The sequence below is a fragment of the Campylobacter concisus genome (genome assembly GCF_002913945.1).
Lineage (GTDB): Bacteria > Campylobacterota > Campylobacteria > Campylobacterales > Campylobacteraceae > Campylobacter_A > Campylobacter_A concisus_P.
On record NZ_POZK01000038.1, the window covers coordinates 45,831 to 64,436 of the forward strand.

At 35.5% G+C, this 18,606-nt stretch carries 17 protein-coding genes; 7 read left to right on the forward strand and 10 right to left on the reverse strand.

Features of this window, described 5'->3' with window-relative positions; genetic code table 11:
• Positions 1 to 39: 39 nt before the first annotated feature.
• Together CYP64_RS09150 and CYP64_RS09155 are read left to right on the forward strand one after the other, a co-directional pair.
• Complete coding sequence (locus CYP64_RS09150) at positions 40 to 1,239, forward strand: molybdopterin molybdotransferase MoeA (protein WP_103649516.1); 1,200 nt, start codon at positions 40 to 42, stop codon at positions 1,237 to 1,239.
• Positions 1,240 to 1,256: 17 nt separating this feature from the next.
• Positions 1,257 to 2,258: a TerC/Alx family metal homeostasis membrane protein gene (locus tag CYP64_RS09155; protein ID WP_103649517.1), complete on the forward strand. Its 1,002-nt coding sequence runs from the start codon at positions 1,257 to 1,259 to the stop codon at positions 2,256 to 2,258.
• 120 nt (positions 2,259 to 2,378) lie between these two features.
• Here the strand turns inward: CYP64_RS09155 and CYP64_RS09160 are convergent, their stop codons facing one another.
• The 9 genes from CYP64_RS09160 to CYP64_RS09200 form a co-directional block, all read right to left on the reverse strand.
• Positions 2,379 to 2,942: a MotE family protein gene (locus tag CYP64_RS09160; RefSeq protein ID WP_103649518.1), complete on the reverse strand. Its 564-nt coding sequence runs from the start codon at positions 2,940 to 2,942 to the stop codon at positions 2,379 to 2,381.
• The gene (locus CYP64_RS09165; protein ID WP_103649519.1) at positions 2,942 to 3,364 is read right to left on the reverse strand and encodes a flagellar export protein FliJ; all 423 of its coding nucleotides are present in this window, start codon (positions 3,362 to 3,364) and stop codon (positions 2,942 to 2,944) included. The genes CYP64_RS09160 and CYP64_RS09165 overlap by 1 nt, the downstream gene beginning before the upstream one ends.
• A complete protein-coding gene (locus CYP64_RS09170; protein ID WP_084041659.1) occupies positions 3,361 to 4,611 on the reverse strand; it encodes an adenylosuccinate synthase in 1,251 nt (416 codons plus the stop codon). Before CYP64_RS09170 ends, CYP64_RS09165 begins: the two co-directional genes overlap by 4 nt.
• Positions 4,612 to 4,613: 2 nt before the next feature.
• A complete protein-coding gene (locus CYP64_RS09175) occupies positions 4,614 to 5,480 on the reverse strand; it encodes an ATP phosphoribosyltransferase regulatory subunit (protein ID WP_103649520.1) in 867 nt (288 codons plus the stop codon).
• Positions 5,480 to 9,574 carry a diguanylate cyclase domain-containing protein gene (locus tag CYP64_RS09180; RefSeq protein ID WP_103649521.1) on the reverse strand — a complete coding sequence of 1,365 codons (4,095 nt, stop codon included), beginning with the start codon at positions 9,572 to 9,574 and terminating at the stop codon, positions 5,480 to 5,482. The genes CYP64_RS09175 and CYP64_RS09180 overlap by 1 nt, the downstream gene beginning before the upstream one ends.
• Positions 9,575 to 9,720: 146 nt before the next feature.
• A complete protein-coding gene (locus CYP64_RS09185; RefSeq protein WP_103560518.1) occupies positions 9,721 to 10,350 on the reverse strand; it encodes an NAD(P)H-dependent oxidoreductase in 630 nt (209 codons plus the stop codon).
• A 93-nt stretch (positions 10,351 to 10,443) separates the two neighbouring features.
• Entirely contained in the window at positions 10,444 to 11,466 is a 1,023-nt protein-coding gene (gene selD, locus CYP64_RS09190; protein WP_440130154.1) for a selenide, water dikinase SelD, read from the reverse strand.
• Positions 11,463 to 12,062, reverse strand: coding sequence for a sulfurtransferase-like selenium metabolism protein YedF (gene yedF, locus CYP64_RS09195; protein WP_084041655.1), 600 nt, complete (start codon positions 12,060 to 12,062; stop codon positions 11,463 to 11,465). Before yedF ends, selD begins: the two co-directional genes overlap by 4 nt.
• A 151-nt stretch (positions 12,063 to 12,213) precedes the next feature.
• Positions 12,214 to 13,161 carry a formate dehydrogenase subunit gamma gene (locus CYP64_RS09200; protein WP_103649522.1) on the reverse strand — a complete coding sequence of 316 codons (948 nt, stop codon included), beginning with the start codon at positions 13,159 to 13,161 and terminating at the stop codon, positions 12,214 to 12,216.
• A 341-nt stretch (positions 13,162 to 13,502) separates the two neighbouring features.
• Between CYP64_RS09200 and CYP64_RS09205 the strand changes: the two genes are divergently transcribed.
• Positions 13,503 to 14,099, forward strand: a complete 597-nt coding sequence (locus CYP64_RS09205; protein ID WP_103649523.1) for a DJ-1/PfpI family protein — start codon at positions 13,503 to 13,505, stop codon at positions 14,097 to 14,099.
• Between the two features lie 78 nt (positions 14,100 to 14,177).
• Here CYP64_RS09205 and nspC read toward each other — a convergent pair whose 3' ends face one another.
• On the reverse strand, positions 14,178 to 15,317 hold the full coding sequence (gene nspC, locus CYP64_RS09210) for a carboxynorspermidine decarboxylase (protein WP_103649524.1): 1,140 nt from the start codon (positions 15,315 to 15,317) through the stop codon (positions 14,178 to 14,180).
• Positions 15,318 to 15,400: 83 nt separating this feature from the next.
• Here nspC and CYP64_RS09215 point away from each other — a divergent pair, with 83 nt between their 5' ends.
• From CYP64_RS09215 to CYP64_RS09230, 4 genes are all read left to right on the forward strand, one after another.
• Positions 15,401 to 15,622, forward strand: coding sequence for a MoaD/ThiS family protein (locus tag CYP64_RS09215; protein WP_103649525.1), 222 nt, complete (start codon positions 15,401 to 15,403; stop codon positions 15,620 to 15,622).
• 1 nt (position 15,623) lies between these two features.
• Complete coding sequence (locus CYP64_RS09220) at positions 15,624 to 16,058, forward strand: molybdopterin synthase catalytic subunit (protein ID WP_103649603.1); 435 nt, start codon at positions 15,624 to 15,626, stop codon at positions 16,056 to 16,058.
• A gap of 12 nt (positions 16,059 to 16,070) precedes the next feature.
• Positions 16,071 to 16,532 (forward strand): molybdate transport repressor, encoded by a 462-nt coding sequence (locus CYP64_RS09225; RefSeq protein ID WP_103649526.1) that lies wholly within the window; start codon positions 16,071 to 16,073, stop codon positions 16,530 to 16,532.
• A 209-nt stretch (positions 16,533 to 16,741) separates the two neighbouring features.
• On the forward strand, positions 16,742 to 18,598 hold the full coding sequence (locus tag CYP64_RS09230) for a TonB-dependent receptor domain-containing protein (RefSeq protein WP_103649527.1): 1,857 nt from the start codon (positions 16,742 to 16,744) through the stop codon (positions 18,596 to 18,598).
• Positions 18,599 to 18,606 lie beyond the last annotated feature (8 nt).

The following is an 18,606-nucleotide window of genomic DNA, read 5'->3' on the forward strand; positions in this document are numbered from 1 at the left end:
GTAGATAAAATATGCAAAAATTTCATAAAAGGGATAAAAATGAAAGATTTTATGAGTTACGCAGATAGCCTAAAAATTTTAAAAGATACAATAAATGAGTGGGAAAAGGTCGAAAAAGTAGCCATCACGGACGCACTTGATAGAAATATCGCCTACGACGTGACAGCCGCTGAAAATTACCCAGCAAAGCCGGTTTCAGCAATGGACGGATACGCTTTTGCTTTTAAAGATGGTCTAAACGAGCTTGAGCTCATCACAGACCTGCCTGCTGGAAGCGACAAAGGACTGGTCATAGAGGGTAGTAAATGTGTAAAAACTTTCACTGGCTCACTAATGAGCGAAGGCACTGATACTCTTGTGCCGGTAGAAAATGTCGAGGTTAGCGGCTCAAAAATAATTATTAAAAAGAGTGTGCCAAAGGGTTTTGCCGTACGAGAAGTAGGAGAAAGCTACAAAAAAGGTGAAATTTTAATCAAAAAAGGCACTCGTCTAAGCTACGCCGAAATCGCACTTCTAGCAGAGCTTGGCCACTTTCACATAAGCGTCTTTATCCGTCCAAGAGTGGCGATACTTGCAACTGGTAGCGAGATAAAAGACCTTGGCGAACCATTAGAAAATCCAGCACAAATTCACAGCTCAAATCACGTAGGCATCGCTATGCAGATACGCAAAATGGGCGCAGAGCCGATCCTTTGCGAGATCGTAAGAGATAAGGCCGAGCTTGTCGAAAAAGCTATCATAAACGCACTAAAATCAGCTGATATACTAGTGACGACTGGTGGCATAAGTATGGGGGACTATGACTTTGTAAAAGGCGCTTTAAATGAAAATTTTAGCCTTATCATCGAAGGTGCTGCCATAAAACCGGGTCGTCACATCAGAGTGGCAAAGTCAGGCGATAAATACATCTTTGCGCTGCCTGGATTTCCGTACTCGGCAATGGTTATGTGTGTGCTTTACGTGAGGGTCCTAATAAATGCGTGGTTTGGTCAAGAAGAGCCAAAGATCACGGCTATAATGGACGAAGACTATAAAAAACGCTCACCATTTTTAGAATTTACAGCTGTAAATTTAGAAAATCGTGAAGGAAAAAATTTTGTAAATCTAAATGGCAAAAAGCTTGGCAGTTCAGCGATCGTAAATAATTTAACAAACAAAGCTGCACTTTTAATGATCCCAATGGATAAAGAAATTCTTAAAAAAGGCGAGATAGTAGAAGTCTTGATGATGCCTTGCTAAAATTTTAAGGATAAAAGTTGAACACGTCAGAAATTCAAACAATTATAGTTTTTCTTATAATGGCATCACTTGCCTTTGGAATAGATCTTTTTGCTCATAAACATGATGAGAAAATTTCACTAAAACAAGCTGGTATTTGGTCTATTTTTTGGATAGGAGTTTCGGTACTTTTTGGCATATATTTATATTTTGAGCGAGGCAGTGAAATAGCAAGTCTTTATTTTGCAGGATATGCGCTAGAAAAGTCGCTCTCGGTAGATAATCTTTTTGTGATGATGGCGATTTTTTCATGGTTTAAGATACCTGAAATTTACCGCCACAGAGTGCTTTACTTTGGCGTTATAGGAGCTATGATATTTAGGCTCATCTTTGTAGCCGTAGGTACGATGCTTTTTGCCATCTCGCCTTGGATGGAGCTAATATTTGCAGCAATAGTCGCATATAGTGCTGTAATGATGATAAAAAAAGATAAGTGTGATGAGGATATAAAAGATTATTCAAACCACATAGCTTATAGGGCAGTTTATCGCTTCTTTCCGGTTTTACCACAGCTTTTTGGACATAGTTTTTTTGTTAAATTTAGCGAAATTTCTAAGCAAATTTCAGATAGTCAAAAAACTGCTCTTAACGATCAAATTTTAAGACTAAAAGCCACTTGGGTAGCAACACCATTATTCTTGTGTCTTTGCGTGATTGAGCTAAGCGATGTGATATTTGCTTTTGATAGCGTTCCGGCTGTCATTGCTGTGAGCAAAGATCCTGTAATTGTTTATTCAGCGATGATATTTGCGATACTTGGGCTAAGAACGCTTTATTTTGTGCTTGAAGCACTCAAAAATTTTTTAAAATATCTAGAAATTTCTGTGATCGTGCTTTTATTTTTTATCGCAGCAAAGCTAGCTGTAAGTGCGACTGCTCATATCTTTCATCATTGTTTTGAAATTTCTGCACAAATTAGCCTTTTTATCATTCTAGCCATCCTTGGAGTTGGGGTGCTAGCAAGTTTGGTTAAAAAATAACTACCATAAAAGTATACAAGCTAAAGTTAGATGAGCTTAAAATTAAAAATTTATAAGCATAGAGCTTTATGTTTGGTGTCTAAATTCTTTAAAATTTTACTTGTTTGTGTAAAAGATTGATTACTGTATATTTATACTACCGGCTGGAGTTGGCATATCACCTTTTTCATCAGCAAATGGTGGCCCTTTTTGAAGCAAAGTGGTGATCTCAGAGGCCACTTTCGGATCCATTTTTGCCATGATAGTTGATATCTTTTTGGCATCAAGAGCATAAAGTATGGTGGCTGCGTTTGATCTAGGCATTTTAGAGAGCACCTCAGCCGCCGCACCATCTTTCATCTTAGAATACGACTCATTGACTTTATCGCTAGTCATTGTGCGAAGTTCTTTTAAAATTTTTTCATTTTTAGCGACCACTTCATCGAGCTCTTTGCGTTTTTGCTCGATTACTTTCATTGTCGTATTTAGGTCAGCTTCTTTTTTGGCAAGCTTTTTATTATTTTCTTCATAGGCTGCTGCCGAGCTTGCGCGAAATACCTCTAAAGCTTGGCGCTGTTCATCTATGATCTCAAGTTCCTTTAAAATTTCTTCTTTTCTAGCTTCAAAAATTTGCGTACAGTCAACTGGTACTTCAAAACAAGATGCAAAATTTAAAATAGTTAAGAATAATAAAACCGCTCTCATCACAACTCGCTCTTAGTTGTAAATTTCATCACTGCAAACTCGTCAAGTGCAAGTGTTTCGGCCTTTTGTATGCGTTTTATCTCTTTTTTAAACTCTTCTTTTTCTAGATATTTCATCTTTTCGTACTCTAAATTTGCATTTTTATATTTATGCTCGTAGTGTAAAACTTCTTTGTTAGCCATTTCAAGGCTCTCTTTGCAGGCATTTAACTCTTGCCTTGCTATCTTTATAAACTCTAAATTTTCCTTTAGCTCGCCTATATTGCCACTTTTTGGCAAGCAAAACTCCTCAAGCCTTGCTCTTAAATGCACTAAATTTTCTTCAAAATTTCTTACATTAAGCCTAGCAATGGCAAGCTTTGCCTCTACCTTATCCATCTCTTGTTTTTTTACACGGACGATAGAGGTAAATTTGCTTTTCATCTAATGATCGTATCGCTTCTTTCAGGGCTTGTTGAAATGTAGCCGATCTTTACGCCAGTTAGCTCTTCTATTCGCTCGATATAAGCTCTTGCATTTGCTGGCAGATCTTCATATTTGCTTATGCCTTTTACGCTATCCCAGCCTGCAAGTTCTTCATAGATAGGAGTTGCATTTTCAAGATCTGTCGGCATATAATCAATCGTTTCACCATTATATTGATAAGCCTTGCAAATTTTTACCACTTCAAATCCATCAAGCACATCAAGCTTCATAAGCGCATAAGTATCGACACCGTCAAGCCTTGAAGCATATTTTACACTCACAGCATCAAACCAACCACAACGTCTGCGGCGGCCTGTTGTTGTGCCAAATTCCTTACCGATATCGCACATCTTATCGCCGCTCGTGCCTTTATCTTCTGTTGGGAAAGGGCCAAAACCAACACGAGTCGTATAGGCCTTTATGACGCCTATTACTTCACCGATTTCTTTTGGATTTAGCCCAAGACCTGTGCAAGCACCTGCACTTATGGTATTTGAGCTAGTTACGTATGGATATGTGCCGTGGTCAATATCTAAAAGTGTGCCTTGAGCGCCTTCAAGTAATACCTTTTTATTTTCATCAAGTGCCTTCCACACTAGGTTTGTAGTATTTGCGATAAATGGAGCTAAAACCTCTTTATATCTTTTTAGCTCTTCAAGTAATTCGTTCTCATTAGGAATTTTTACACCAAGTGCGTCAAATACGCATTTGTTTGTCTCAAAATCATGCATCAAAGCATCGCACAAACGCTCCGGCTCAAGTAGTTCGCCTACTCTGTGACCACTTCTACTTATTTTATCAGCATAAGTTGGTCCGATACCTTTTCCAGTCGTACCGATTGCTTTTTCGCCTTTTAGTCTCTCTTTTGCTTGATCGATTTGACTATGGTAGCTTAGATTTAAATGTGCTTTATCGCTAATATAAAGTCTTCCCTCCAAATTTTCAAACTGAGCCATTTCAGTGATTAATACCTCTGGGCAAACAACAACACCATTGCCAATGATGTTTATAATATTTTTATGCAAAATTCCACTTGGAACAAGGTGAAGCGCGTATCTAACGCCATCAACCCAGATCGTATGGCCGGCATTGTGACCACCTTGTGAGCGACAGATCATGTCATAGTTTAGTCCTAGCATATCAACTATCTTGCCTTTACCCTCATCACCCCATTGAACTCCAACTACTAAATCAGCCTTTCTCATTCTTACTTCCTTAAATTAATTTTTTCTTCTATCAATGCATCCGTATAAACAGCAAAACCACTATTTATTTTTCCGTCTATTTCGTAGCTGCCGCCACTTGCTATTATGCTGTTATTTCTTAAAAATCTAAAAAATAAACTATCGTAATATCTCATTTTTGAGTAATATAGCGGAACTATTCTTAAATTTTTATATTCTAAAGCGCTGGCTAAATTTCTCAAATTTTCAAGCGGTTCTTTTAGTTTGCTTGGAGAAATTTTAATCACTTCATCCAACTCATCAACTGACTTTAAAAGAGCAAGAGCGCTTAGCCATGGAACATTTTGAGATAAAATTTTTTCCATTTGCCCATTTTCAAAAATTTCAATAGGTATACTTAAAATTTCACAAATCACTCTTGGAATTTGTATATTGCTCACTTGCAAAAATGTATCCATTTTTAGCTCATTAAGAAGCTTTGCTACGATATTTATGCTTTTTAAAACATCATTTTCACCGATTAGTTCGGCTCCGATTTGATAAATTTCTTGGCTTGGATAGCGAAAGACTGGCTGGATATAAAACCATCTTTTTGATTCGTTTGCTTTTAGCCTTCTAAGCACGATCCTTACAGTATCTACCGTACTATCAGCTCTTAGGCTTATTTCGTGATTTAGACTATCGCTAAAACGCAAAAGATTTGTAGCATCTACACTTAAATGCTGGTGATATGAGAAAAATGGCGTTACGATCTCGCTAAAGCCTTCATTTTCTAAAATTTCACTAGCTTTTTGCTCGATCTGCCTCTTTAGCTTTGCGCTACTGGCAAAGTATAGCTTGCTTCCATTTGGGATTTCATGCTCATAAACATTTAAAGCATTTTCATTCATTATTTATTCGCTCCACTCAAATTTAGATCATTATCGCATAACAAAATTGCCTCATTAGCTAAATTTATTACGTTCTCTTTGTCTATTTTTACAAGGATCGTATCTAAAATTTCAGCTAATTTTTCATTTATTATTCTGATATCATCTACTTGATTTGCTATTTCACTTTTTAATTTTTCACTTACTTTTTCATCGCATTTAAGCAAATTTATCAAACGAATCATAAGCTCTTTTGCACCTACTATTTTACAAAGCATATTGTAGTTCTCATCATCTTGAAAATTTCTTACATTTAGCGGAGATGATAGAGCAAATTTAAATTTAAGCACATCATCTAGGCTAAGCTCTGGCGCAAAAAGTCGTCCTTGAAATCTACTAAAGCCAAATCCAACAAAAATTTCAAGCATGCTTTTATCTTCTAAATTTTTTATCATGACATCAAAATTAAATGTATCTGATACATACTTTATCATACGTATGGTCTTTAGCGCTTCTACTGAATCAAAAATTTGTTTGCAAAATCTTTTATCTATATTAAATCTATTTGTTTTTAACATACCTAAAGCTTCTACCGAGCCTGAATAAGACGCAAAATCATCAAGCGAAAAGCTAACGCCTAGCTCCTTATAAGCATCAATATATCTAACAACATCATCTAAATTTACGCCACTTGCGGAGTCAACGATATCTATGATTAGCCCATTAGCGTCTAGTTGCTCATCTTTTAAAAGCTTTTTAAATTTCTCAAAAAACTCAGAAGTCATTAGCTTTTTAATGCATAAATTTACTCTAACTTTTGCATTTATTCCCTCTTTTAGCCATACAGCCCTAGCTTTTAAAGCATCTTTTAGTGTAAATAATGCGATAGCAACAACTGCTTTTGAGCCTTTTGCAAGTGGCAAGAAGTCTGATGGCCTTAATATCTTATCGCCATTTTTCCATCTAATAAATGCCTCAAAGCTGCTAACTTCCCCACTTTTTATATCAATCTCAGGCTGATAAAGCAAGAACATCTCGCCAGCATCGATAGCTTCAATGATCTTTGAGTCATCTCTATATTCATTTTTAAAGTACGTATCTTTTTTCGAGTTAAATACATAATATTTATTTTTTCCATTAAGCTTTGCTTGATACATGGCCCAATCAGCTCTTTCAATTAGATCATCAACGCTAAGTGCATCGCTACTTAAGCTAATACCAATACTTACACTAAGTTTTTTCTCATCATCATCAATAGAAATTTTACTCTGGCCCACTCTTAAGATGTTCTCAGCAGTTTCGTAAATTTCTCCCAAATTTTCATAAGGCATAGCACCTATAAACTCGTCTCCGCCTATTCTTGCAAATATTCCTTGTTTTGGGAAAATTTCATCTATTTTTTTTGAAATTTCTATTAGGATTTTATCGCCTACTTGATGTCCGTATCCGTCATTTATCGATTTAAAGTTATCAAAATCGACATAAAAAGCTGCTATTTTTAAGCTTTTTTTCGCTTGTTTTAGTAGATTTTCTAGCTTATTAAAAAGCAAAAATCTATTTGGTAGTCCAGTTAGCGTATCGTGATACGCGATAAATTCGAGATATTCTTTATTATAGCAATCATCATTTGCGCTTGAAGCTAACAAAATATATCCCTCTTGATCGCCAAACGCGTTTAAAAGCTTGCTTATACTTATGACTTCGAGTCTATTTTTGCTTCGAACATCATGAATAAGACCTTGCCAAAAGCCAGTTATTTTAAGTGAATTTAAAATTTCATCTTTAATATCTTTTAGTCCGTTTTTAAAATTTATTATATCTTTTGAGTAAATTTTCTCTATAAAATTTTTATCTCTAGAAATGTCAAGCGTATCGAAAAAAGCGTCATTAGCATCTATGATCCTAAACTCATCATCAAGCATAATAATTTGCTCTTTTGCGTATGAGAAAATTTTTGCTAAAAGGTCTTGATAAGAAAAAAAGTTATTTTGCACACTAAGATCTTGCATTGTGCCCTTTATAACGCTTGCTTCACCATCATAAAAGGCTATTGCTTTTGCTCTAATCCTAACATAAATAATCTCTTTATCAGCCCTATAAAAACGCACTTCACCATCATATACTTCATCTTTTTTTATAAGATCAAAAAAGTCCTTAAAGCTTACAAATTCATCTACAAATATAGTTTTTGCACGTTCAAAATTTATACTCATATCCCCATTTAATGCATATCCGAGCGACTTGGCAATAGCATTTGGGATATAAAGGGTGTCGCTTTTTTTATCCCATGAAAAGACAAGCGCTTGGCTTGCCCAAAGTATGCTTTGAAAATATTTTAATTCAGCATCGTATTTTTCTTGCAACTTTGCTATATCGCTTAAGTCATTAAAAAAGTAGATGATCTTTCGCTCTTTATCAGCACCATTATCTATAAATTTTACTTTTATCTTAAATGGCGTTTTGTTATTTTCGTTTGTTTGCATATTGGCTACGAGATTTATTTCGCTATTTTTGCTACCTTTTTCAAAGAATTTTTTAGATTCATTAGAAACATTTACAGCAAACTCATCTAAACTTTCAGGGCTTATTAGATCTTTTAAATTTATAAGCTTCTTATCTTGTGGGACTTTAAAGACACTATCGATATTTTGCGTACTTCTTACGATAGAAAATGGATCGCTGCTTAATGCTTCTGCTATTACATTTGGCGATAAAAACGAATAATCATTTATTGCTTCGTTATCCTTTTTCGTAAATTTTCCATCGTCAAGCTCGTGTATAAGCATAAAATTTAGCCTAGAATCTCTTAGCTCGATCTGTGACTCTTGTAAAAATCCCTCTTTAGTGCCGCCATCTTTTGTTTTTAGCTCGATTTTAAAGCTCATATCGCTATTTTGAGCGTCTTGTTTCATTTGCATAAACAATGCAAAATCGCCATCTATTAAATCATTTAAATTTAGCTCTATAATCTCATCTTTTGTGTAGCCAACGGAAGATAAAAATGCATTACTAGCATCAATAATATCGCCGCTATAAGCATCATAAACTACTATTTTCAAAAAGCTTTGCTCAAAAATATAGCCAAATCTACTTTTGTATTCTTCTAGCCCATCAGTTGCTTTTTTGGTTTCTATCTTTAGCTTGTTTATTCCATTTTTTATATCTTCAAATTCTGTTACATTAAAGCTTCGTCTTATCTCGTATTCATCGCCATCTAAAGTATCTCTTACCTCTTTTAAAGCTGGCATTATTCTATTTTTTATAAATTTTACATCTCTAACCCACAAAATTAAAGAAGATATAAAACAAAAGATCGATAGCCAAAATAACACAAACTGCATAAAGATATGAAAATGCTTCGTTGAAGCTGTAATAACAAAAATTTTATACTCTGGCATATAGCTTATGAGATAAAAGCCCATATGGCTTAAAGAAAATATTATTTTATCCTCTTTAAACTCGTCGCCAAGACTCACATAAGGCAAAAACATCGATTCATCAAATTTTTTATAAAACTCATCTCTTGATAAATTTCCATATTTATCTACCAGATAAGCATAAGTTTTGCTTTTATCATCGTAATCTACATTAGTGTAGTTTTGCAAAAATTTTATATCAATTTGAACTAAAATGCTGCCTCCATTTTTTAGTCCATAAGATGCATAAATGTCTCTAAAACGATTGTTTTTATAAACTCGATCCGATACTGTAAATTTTCCAGCATCTGTCTCGTTTAAAATAAGCCAAGATAGATCCTTTTCGGCTATGTCATCAGCACCTAAAAATCTCTTTGAATAGAGTAAATTTCTATTTTTATCAAAAACATAAAAAGCTATATAAAGATCGTTTTTTGTTGAATTTTTATCAAATAGCATATCGCTAAGACCTGCTTCAACCATTTTTGATTTTAAAAATAGATCGTTTTTTATTATAAAAAAGCTATTTGAGATTGATGATTTTATATTTGAATTAGTTGAGCTAAGATCATACTTTATATCGTTCGTACCGGCACAAACTACAAATAATGCTAAAAATATAAATGAGAGTAAAAGTAAAATAGCCTTTGTATAAAACATTTTTACTATTTGAAGGCTGGTTTTTTGTTTCTCAAGCACGATAGACACCTCGTTAGTTTAGGTTTTGGCTCTGATTTTATCCCATTTTTACTTGATTTGGGTTTATAAAGGTAAGTATTTATTTAGAATTTATTGATTTATTTAAAATCGAGCCAAAAATTTATTTAAAATTTGGCTCAAATATCTTAATAGATCCAAGTAACGATATCAGAAATTTCTCTGCGAAGTTTTTTTGGTTGTGGATTTAGGCGGTAGCCAAATGGCACCATGATGGCCACTCTTTGAAAGCTCTCATCAAGTCCCAAAAGTTCATTTAAAGCATGTCTGTCAAAGCCTTCTATCGGGCAACTATCAATGCCCAAACTTGCAGCTGCATTCATCATATTTGTGGCAATTATCATGCATTGCTCATGCGACCACTGAAATGTTAGCTCATCATCATTTTTAAAATTTGCAAGCAAAAAGTCATGATAAAATTTTTGCCTTGCAGCAATGGCTTCAGGATCTTTGTTGGTATTTCTAGCGATTATTTTATTAACGTAGGTGCTTCCAAATTTTACCTCTTTGATCTTAGCTAAAACGACAACTAAATGTGAGCAAGATGTGATTTGCGCTTGATTCCATGAAAGAGCTTTTATTTTTTCTCTAAGCTCTTTATTTTGAACGACTAAGATATCCCACTGCTCAAGACCAGTTGAACTAGGGCTTAATCTACCAGCTTCTAGTATAAAATCAAACTCTCCAGCACCGATTTTTTTGCTTTCGTCAAAAACCTTGCAAGCATGACGAAATTTTAAAATTTCAAGATAATTCATTATCTCTCCTTTGTAGTTTTTGAAATTATAGAATGGCTAAGTAAATTAAAAGATTTCACTAACGCAATGAGATAGCATGCTATTTTTAAAAATTTATTTTAAAAATATACCAAACTCGCTCTTTGATACCGCGGAGCCAACAATAGCTGAGTGCTCATAGCCTACTTCTTTTAAGCGTTTTACTGCAAGTATCGCGTCCTTTTCACCAACTGCAAGCAAAAGTCCGCCTGAAGTTTGTGCATCAAATAGCAAAATGTCAGCTTCTTTATCTACAAAATGCTTTGCAAATTCGCGGTTTTTATAGCTTCCTTCTGGAATAATACCCATATCTGCAAATTCCTTTGCGCTTGCAATGATTGGCACGTTTTTTTCATAAATTTCAAAACTGATCTTTTCATTTAGCATTTCGCTTAAATGTCCCAAAAAGCCAAATCCAGTCACATCAGTAGCGCCGTAGACTTTGATGCCATCAAGTGCTTTTAATGCATAAAAATTTAGCTGTGCCATAATAGTTGCAGCCTCTTTTATTTGCTCGATGCTTAATAAATCAGCCTTTATTGCTGTACTTAAAATGCCGCTTCCAAGGGGCTTTGTAAGTATCAAAACATTGCCATTTATGGCTGTATTATTTGCCCAAAATTTATCAGGATGCACCCTTCCAGTGACGCTAAGCCCATAATACATCTGCTGTGTCTCAATCGTATGCCCGCCAACGATTATACCGCCACACTCTTTTACTTTATCGGCTCCACCTTGTAAAATTTCGCCTAAAATTTCAGGCGCCAAGTTGCAGCTATCAAAGCCCACGATGTTTAGAGCATTTATCACCTCGCCACCCATTGCAAAGACGTCGCTTAGGCTATTTGCAGCAGCGATTTGACCGTAGATAAATGGATCATTTACCACAGGCGTTATAAAGTCAAGCGTTTGAACAAGTGCAAGATCACTTGAAATTTTAAAGACACTCGCATCCTCGTTAGAATTGGTGCTTGAGAGCAGATTTGGATGAGATAAATTTAAACTACTAATCGTTTTGTTTAGACCCGACGGGTCAAGCTTAGCAGCTCAACCAGCGGCTCTAACAAACTGCGTAAGCTTTTTGTCGTGGTAGATCATAATTTGATTTGCTCGTGAGTTGAGAGTATGTCGATGATCTCATAAGCATTTGAAATTTCGCCAATCGCAAGATCGCTTACTAGCTTATAAGCCTCCAAACAGCTTCCGCAGCTTAAAATTTTAACACCAGCAGCTTCAAGATCTTTAAGCGGCTTAAAACTTGGGTGTGAGCGGTTTGTCGTCATCTTTACAGCGTTATTTACGCAGATTATTATCTTTGGCTTTTTCTCAACTTGAAGAAATGCTCCTAAGAATTTTGATAGTAAATTTATTCCTACTTCGCCACTTCCCGCACGCTCTTCATTTAGATAGAGTACTTTATTATTTTTTGGTGTTATGTCGCAGACAAACTCATCAAAATTTGTAAGCTCAAGCGCATTTTTGCCTTTTGTAGCTAAAATTTTAGTCTCATTGCCATTGCTTTCGAGGCTAAAGTTTATATTTTGATTTTTTAAAAATCTTGAAATATTTTCTTTTGGGGCTAGTGCATTTACTAAAATTTCTAAGCTTTCGCCTTCACTTAAACTATCAAGTGCATTTTTTGTCATTATGACTGGTTTTGGACACTCTAAATTTCTACAATCAATTGTTGTCATGATTTTTCCTTTTGCAATTAGTATTTCAAACCTTGAAACTAGTTTGGATTATAGCCAAAAAAATATTAATTATTTTAAAAATTTTAATGTATAAATTTGAGATAAAAGAGAGCTTTGACCCCGCTTACTAGCAAGGTCAAAGTAAAGTTAATTATTTTAAATTTGTATAAGACTTTTCATAATCAGATACTGGAATTTTATTTTCTCTAACGAGCTCTTGATACCAGTAGTGATGAAGAACATAAACTTCTTCTTCCTCTTTATATCCAGTAATCATCGACCAAATAGCACCATGAATAGCAATAGCTGCCATATAAATATGAACTAAGAAAAATACTGCACATGCGATGCCAAGGCAATTATGGATAATTACACTGTATCTTAAAAGATCGATTTGTGTAAGACCAAACCAAGAAGCAACCGCTGGCTCTTTGAAGTCCGTAAAATACATAATCGCGCCAGTAATTATCATAACGATACCACCAGGGATAGCGATCCAGTACCATGCTTTTTGACCAGCATTAAATTTACCAGCTGGAACAGGTCTCTTTTTCTTTGATAAATAGCCACCAACTATCATCATCCATTTGATATCATAAATTGCTGGAAGCATTCTCTTTGTCCAGGTAAATAACATAGGAAGCACAGAAATAGCAAAGATCACAGTTGCTGTATCGTGCAAGTATCTACAGAAACGCACAAATGTTCCACCACCAAGCTCTGCACCCCACATAATGATGATACCAGTTGGCACTAAAATGATCCATGAGATCGCTGCCAAGCCATGAGCTATACGTATGATCAATGAAAAAGCAAATACCTTTTTACCATCATGACTAAAATGTTTTGGTCCAATGATTAAAAAGTGTAATGCAAATGCTCCAATAACAGCCAAAATGATAGAAAGTGCTGCTATTGCAAAGTAGTCATTACCTTGGATAAAAGTAAATATCGGACCCCAGCTATGCTCATAAGGCTTGATATTTTCTATCCTCTGTGCTGCCCAAATGGTGCTGTCAAATTGATTGACACCAGTTGATCCCTCAATGGCCATTGCCGCAACATACAATGTAAAAAGTAGAGTAAGAATTCTCGTCATTTTATTCCTTTATTTGCATAAAACTTAATGATTTGAGCTTTTAGTTAAATATGCTAAAATCACATAGTTATGCTGTTTTGATCGCTATTATATCAGAGCTAATCACAAGTAAACCTTAGTAAAAAAAATTACTAATAATTTAATAAAATATATTTAAGTTTTGTTAATTTTTTACTAGAATATACCTAAAAATTTATTATCTAAATTTTAAAAACAATTTTCAGTTATCTCAATTTTTTAGATAAAAATTCTTTCAAAATTTATATTTTCCCCTTTATTTCTTAAAAATTTAAACTAAAATATCAAAGTATTTTTGAAATTTCTATCCAAAAGGCAGAGCGATGAATCTATTTTGTCTTCTTTTTGATGATTACGAGACACTTGATCTCATGGGTCCTGTAGAGTTTTTAGCAAGAGTACCTGGAATAAATCTAAATTTTGTATCGTTTAATGGTAAAGCAATAAAAAGCAAGCAAGGCTTTGAAATAAAAACAAAAAAGCTGGTCAATTTACCAAACAATAGTATTTTGCTGGTACCTGGTGGTCAGGGCACAAGAATTTTAGTAAAAGACAACGAGTTTATATCACATCTTAAAGAGTGTATTTTGGCTTCAAATTTTTGCCTTAGTGTCTGCACTGGATCAGCTTTGCTAGCTCGCATTGGAGTACTCGATGGGCTAAAAGCCACATCAAATAAAAAGTCGTTTGAATGGGTAAAACAGTGCCGTGATGCCGTAAAATGGCAATCGCACGCCAGGTGGGTAAAAGATGATAAATTCTACACCGCTTCAGGCGTGGCTGCTGGCATTGATATGGCTCTTGGCTTCATAAGTGACCATTTTGGTAAAGAATTAGCTCAAAATATCGCAAATGAAACCGAATACAACTGGCAAAAGAGTGCAAAGATAGACAAATTTGCCAAAATTTATGGATACTAATCTGTAAAAATTTTATAGATATAAATACAAATGAGCTTTTAGTATTTAGCAGCCAGAAACTAGCCGCAACACCAGCTATTAGTTTCTACGCCTATACTCTTCGTAGTCTAGCTCTCTAATCATCTTTATCTCTCCATTTTCTTTTAAAAGCAGTAGATCTGGCAGTTTTATGCCGTTAAATGTCGTATTTTTTACGATAGTGTAGTGAATTTGATCTTCAAAGATGACGCGATCATCAATTTTTAGCTCACTATCAAATTTATACTCCGCATCGCCCGCTTCAAGCCCCACTATATCGCCAGCCAGGCAGGTATTACCGCCAAATCTATAAGCAAATTTACCATTTTTACTCTCACCTCTAACGGCTGGACGGTAAGGCATGAGCACGGTATCAGGCATGTGCGCCTCGGCCGAGGTGTCAAGGATAGCGATATCTTTTTCGTTATGCACGATGTCAAGCACGCTGCTTATCAAAAAGCCAGTCTGCCAGCCAACCGCCTCACCAGGCTCCAGATAGACCTCTACGCCGTACTTCTCGCGGAAGCGCCTAACTATCTTTATAAGCAGCTCCACGTCGTAATCAGCCCTCGTGATGTGATGTCCTCCGCCCATATTTATCCATTTCATCTTTGGGATAAACTCGCCAAATTTCTCCTCAAACGCCTCTAGCACGGTCTGCAAGCTACTCGCACTCTCCTCGCAAAGCGCGTGAAAATGAAGCCCCGTGATGCCATCAAGAAGCTCAGGCTTAAAATTTGCCCTTGTAATGCCAAGTCTGCTAAATTTACCGCATGGATTGTAGCTGTCAGTTGGGGCTAGCGAGACCTCTGGATTTACGCGAAGGCCGCAGATTATGCCGTTTTGCAGGGCAATACCCTTGAATTTTTGCCACTGCGCAAAAGAGTTAAATATAATGTGCTTTGAAATTTTTAAAATTTCATCAAAATCCTCCTCCTTAAAGGCTGGACTATAAGTATGAATCTCGCCTTTTACGTATTCGTTTGCAAATTTAGCCTCATGAAGCCCACTGCAAGTCGCACCATCAAGATAAGAGCCCACCATATCCATCACTCCGCTAAATGCAAAGCCCTTAAGTGCTACTAAAATTTTGGCTCCGCTTTGTTTTTTGACATATTTTAAAAGCTCCAAATTTTTACGTACTTTTGCCTCTTCGCAGACGTAGGCTGGGGTTTTTATTTTCTTTAAAATTTCGTTCATTTTCTTTCTCTTTTGTAAATTTTCAAATAAGTATATCTAAATTTATTTTTAAGTAAAATCACCAAAAATTTAAAGGATAAAATGTGGTAGAGATCGAATTTCTTGGGCCTATCGGAGTAGAGAATTTAAAGGTAGAGGCTAAAAATTTAGGCGAGGTAAAAGCGGCTTTAAGCCAGAAAGAAGAGCTTAAAAAATGGCTAAATATCTGTGCGGTTGCCGTAAATGACGAGATCGTAAGCGATATAAATTTTGCTCTAAAAGAAGGCGATAAAATTTCTATCTTGCCGCCAGTTTGTGGGGGTTAAGATGCAAATTTATAACGGATGCTTGGATGTTCAAAGCATCACAAACGAGTGGTATGATGCATTTAAGGATAAAAACTGCGGTGCACTCATCACTTTTGTTGGAATCGTAAGAGAAGAAGGTGGCATTTCAGCACTTAGCTTTGATATCTATGAGCCAATACTTAAAAAATGGCTAGATGCTTGGGAAGAGCGAGCCAAAAAAGAAAATGCCTACGTGCTCTTTGCTCACTCAAAAGGCGACGTGGCGGTGCATGCGAGCTCTTATGTAGCAGGCATTGTGAGCCCTCAAAGAAAGGTCGCGCTAAGACTCATAAACGAATTTGTCGAGGACTTTAAGGCAAATGCACCGATCTGGAAATACGACGTGATAAATGGCGAGAGAATTTATGCAAAAGAGCGTAGCCAGGCGATAAATGGTGCTGGAATTTTAGCTTAATAAGGAGATATGGTGATAACAAAAGAGAGTAAAAAAGATCTATTTTTAACATTGGCGTTTGGCGTTGGACTATTTATATTTAGCATTTTTGGCTACTTTTATTTAGCTCTTGGCACACCATCTCTTCTTGGTATCATTGTTGGTGCTCTTTCGGCATTTTTTTGTATTAGAAAAATTTTACAAAACAACTTTTTGCGTATTAATGATGATGGATTTATCATCACAAAAGGATCAAAAAGCATCAAATTTTACTTTAAAGATATTGATGAGATAGCCATTAGGAGCTTTGGCGATAAGAAAAAAGTGGAAACTTTAAGCGTAAAATTTAGAAAAAATCGTCTTGATAGAGATGCTTGCTTTGGTCTTGCTCAGCCTATTGGTGATGACATGATCATTATTTTTGATAAATACGAACTTTCAAAATTTACCATCTCAAAAGAGCTAAGAGATAGACTTAGTAAATTTAAAGCATAGCTTGTTCATACCCTATTTTACTACTTAAAACTTTATATTTTTTGGCAGCCCTGTAAAAAGTAAATAATTTAATATTCCTCCATTTTATATGGTTTCTAAAAATTAAAATTTTAATTTTTAAAATAATGATTTATATCAACTCTTATAAATAAATTTAGTATTAGAATTATGATAAAAAAAATCATAATTATATTTTAAAAGGAGTTTTTATGAGGCCCATTTTAAGCCTGGCAGTTTTTTCATCGCTGCTTTTAGCAAATGAAGCAAATTTAGACATTATAAAGCCTATTAGAGAATTTGCACCGCCACCAGTCATCACGCCAAACATTGCGCAAAGTGCCTTTGTGGAAAATCAATTTGACCGCACTCAAAGAAGCGAATATCCATTTGTTACAAATTTGCTTGACAACTCAGCGGATATGTTTCATATCTCAGCTGGAATGTATGGCAAAAGCTTTTACAACTCATCGCTTTTTAAATATCGCGGCGCAAATTTTTATACCATTTTAAATGCAAATTTCACCAAAGCAAATAATTATAAAGATGGAAGTGGCAAAAGATGGGACTATGGTTACAATAGGCAAGGCCAAAGCGCTATCTTAGGTTTCGTGCCAAATGATCTTAGCGAGCTTAGGCTTACGTTTTTAAGGGATAATATTGATAAAGATAAGCAGCCGGAGCACGAGATGGACGCTTTTAAAACGACAAGAAAAGTCGGCAAGCTAAATATTCGCTTGGGCGAAGAAGATCTATCAAACACACTAAATCTTGAGCTTGCTGTAAAAAAGGTTGAGCGAAAAGCTGACAACTTTCATCTAAGGGATGCTACTCCAAATGTGAAAGTGGATTTAAAAAGGAATATATTTGAAGCAAATTTAAAGTATGACGCTGACTTTGCAAGCTTTCACAATCAAATAGGCACTGGCTTTGAAAAAGATAAACATGACGGCAAAAGATACATGAAGCAAGGCAACAACTGGGTCTTTAACGGATACAGATTTGCTGATGTTAGAAATGATAAATTTATGCTTTTTGACACACTTGCTTATAAATTTAATGAAGCTAACGAGGCCTCGCTAGCTCTAAAATACGAAGAGCAAAGAAGTAAATTAAATGGCATCGACACTAAATTTTTTGTGCAAAATCCGATCGCACCTAATACCACTCGTAAATTAGTTCGCCAAATTTACGGTGAAGACGTAAGCGATAAGATCAAAAAAGACGCTTTTAGTGCAAGTTTGAAATATAAATTCACACCAAATGATAAGGATAGCTATTTTGCAAAACTTGAGAGCTTATCTCGCTTGCCAAGTAATATGGAGCGTTTTAATGCACTTTATGGTGCAGGCGATAAAGGCTGGATAGCAAATCCAAATTTAGAGCCAGAAAGGCACAATAGAGCAGTTCTTGGCTTTAAATTTGGCAGCGAGTTTTACAAAGAATACCTAAACTCGCTTCAAAACAAAGATGCATTTAGCTTTGGAGGACATTTCATCGCTGATAGCGTTAAAAATTTGATCATTTTTGATAGACGCCACTCAAAAGCTGCCATGCCTCTAATAAACAAAAACGCAGTCATCTCAAGAAACGTTGATGCAACGCTTTATAGTGTAAATTTCAATACAGAATATAGCTTTGCAAGGCACTTTGGCTTAAAAAGCTCACTTTACTACAACTACGGACAAAACAAAACTGATGGCAGGCCGCTTTATCAGATAAGGCCTTTTGAGGCAAATTTTGCATTTGACTACAAAGACTATGCAAGCTTTGGTAGCTACAACCTAGGTACTGCACTAAGGCTAGTTTCAAAGCAAACTAGAGGCGATTTTAGCAAGCAAAATGGTCTAGGTATCGACAAAAAAGAGGCCGCAAAAGGTTTTGGCTTACTTGATCTTTATGGCGGCGTAGAGTTTAAAAACAAAGTCGGCATAAGATTTGGCGTAGCAAATTTATTTGATAAAGATTATGCAGAATTTATCAGTGGTGATCACGTAGCAGCACTTGATCCAGTAGTCGTTCATGCCTCTGGCAGAACATTTTTTATTAGCTTTCACAGCAGTTTTTAAAGGAGAAA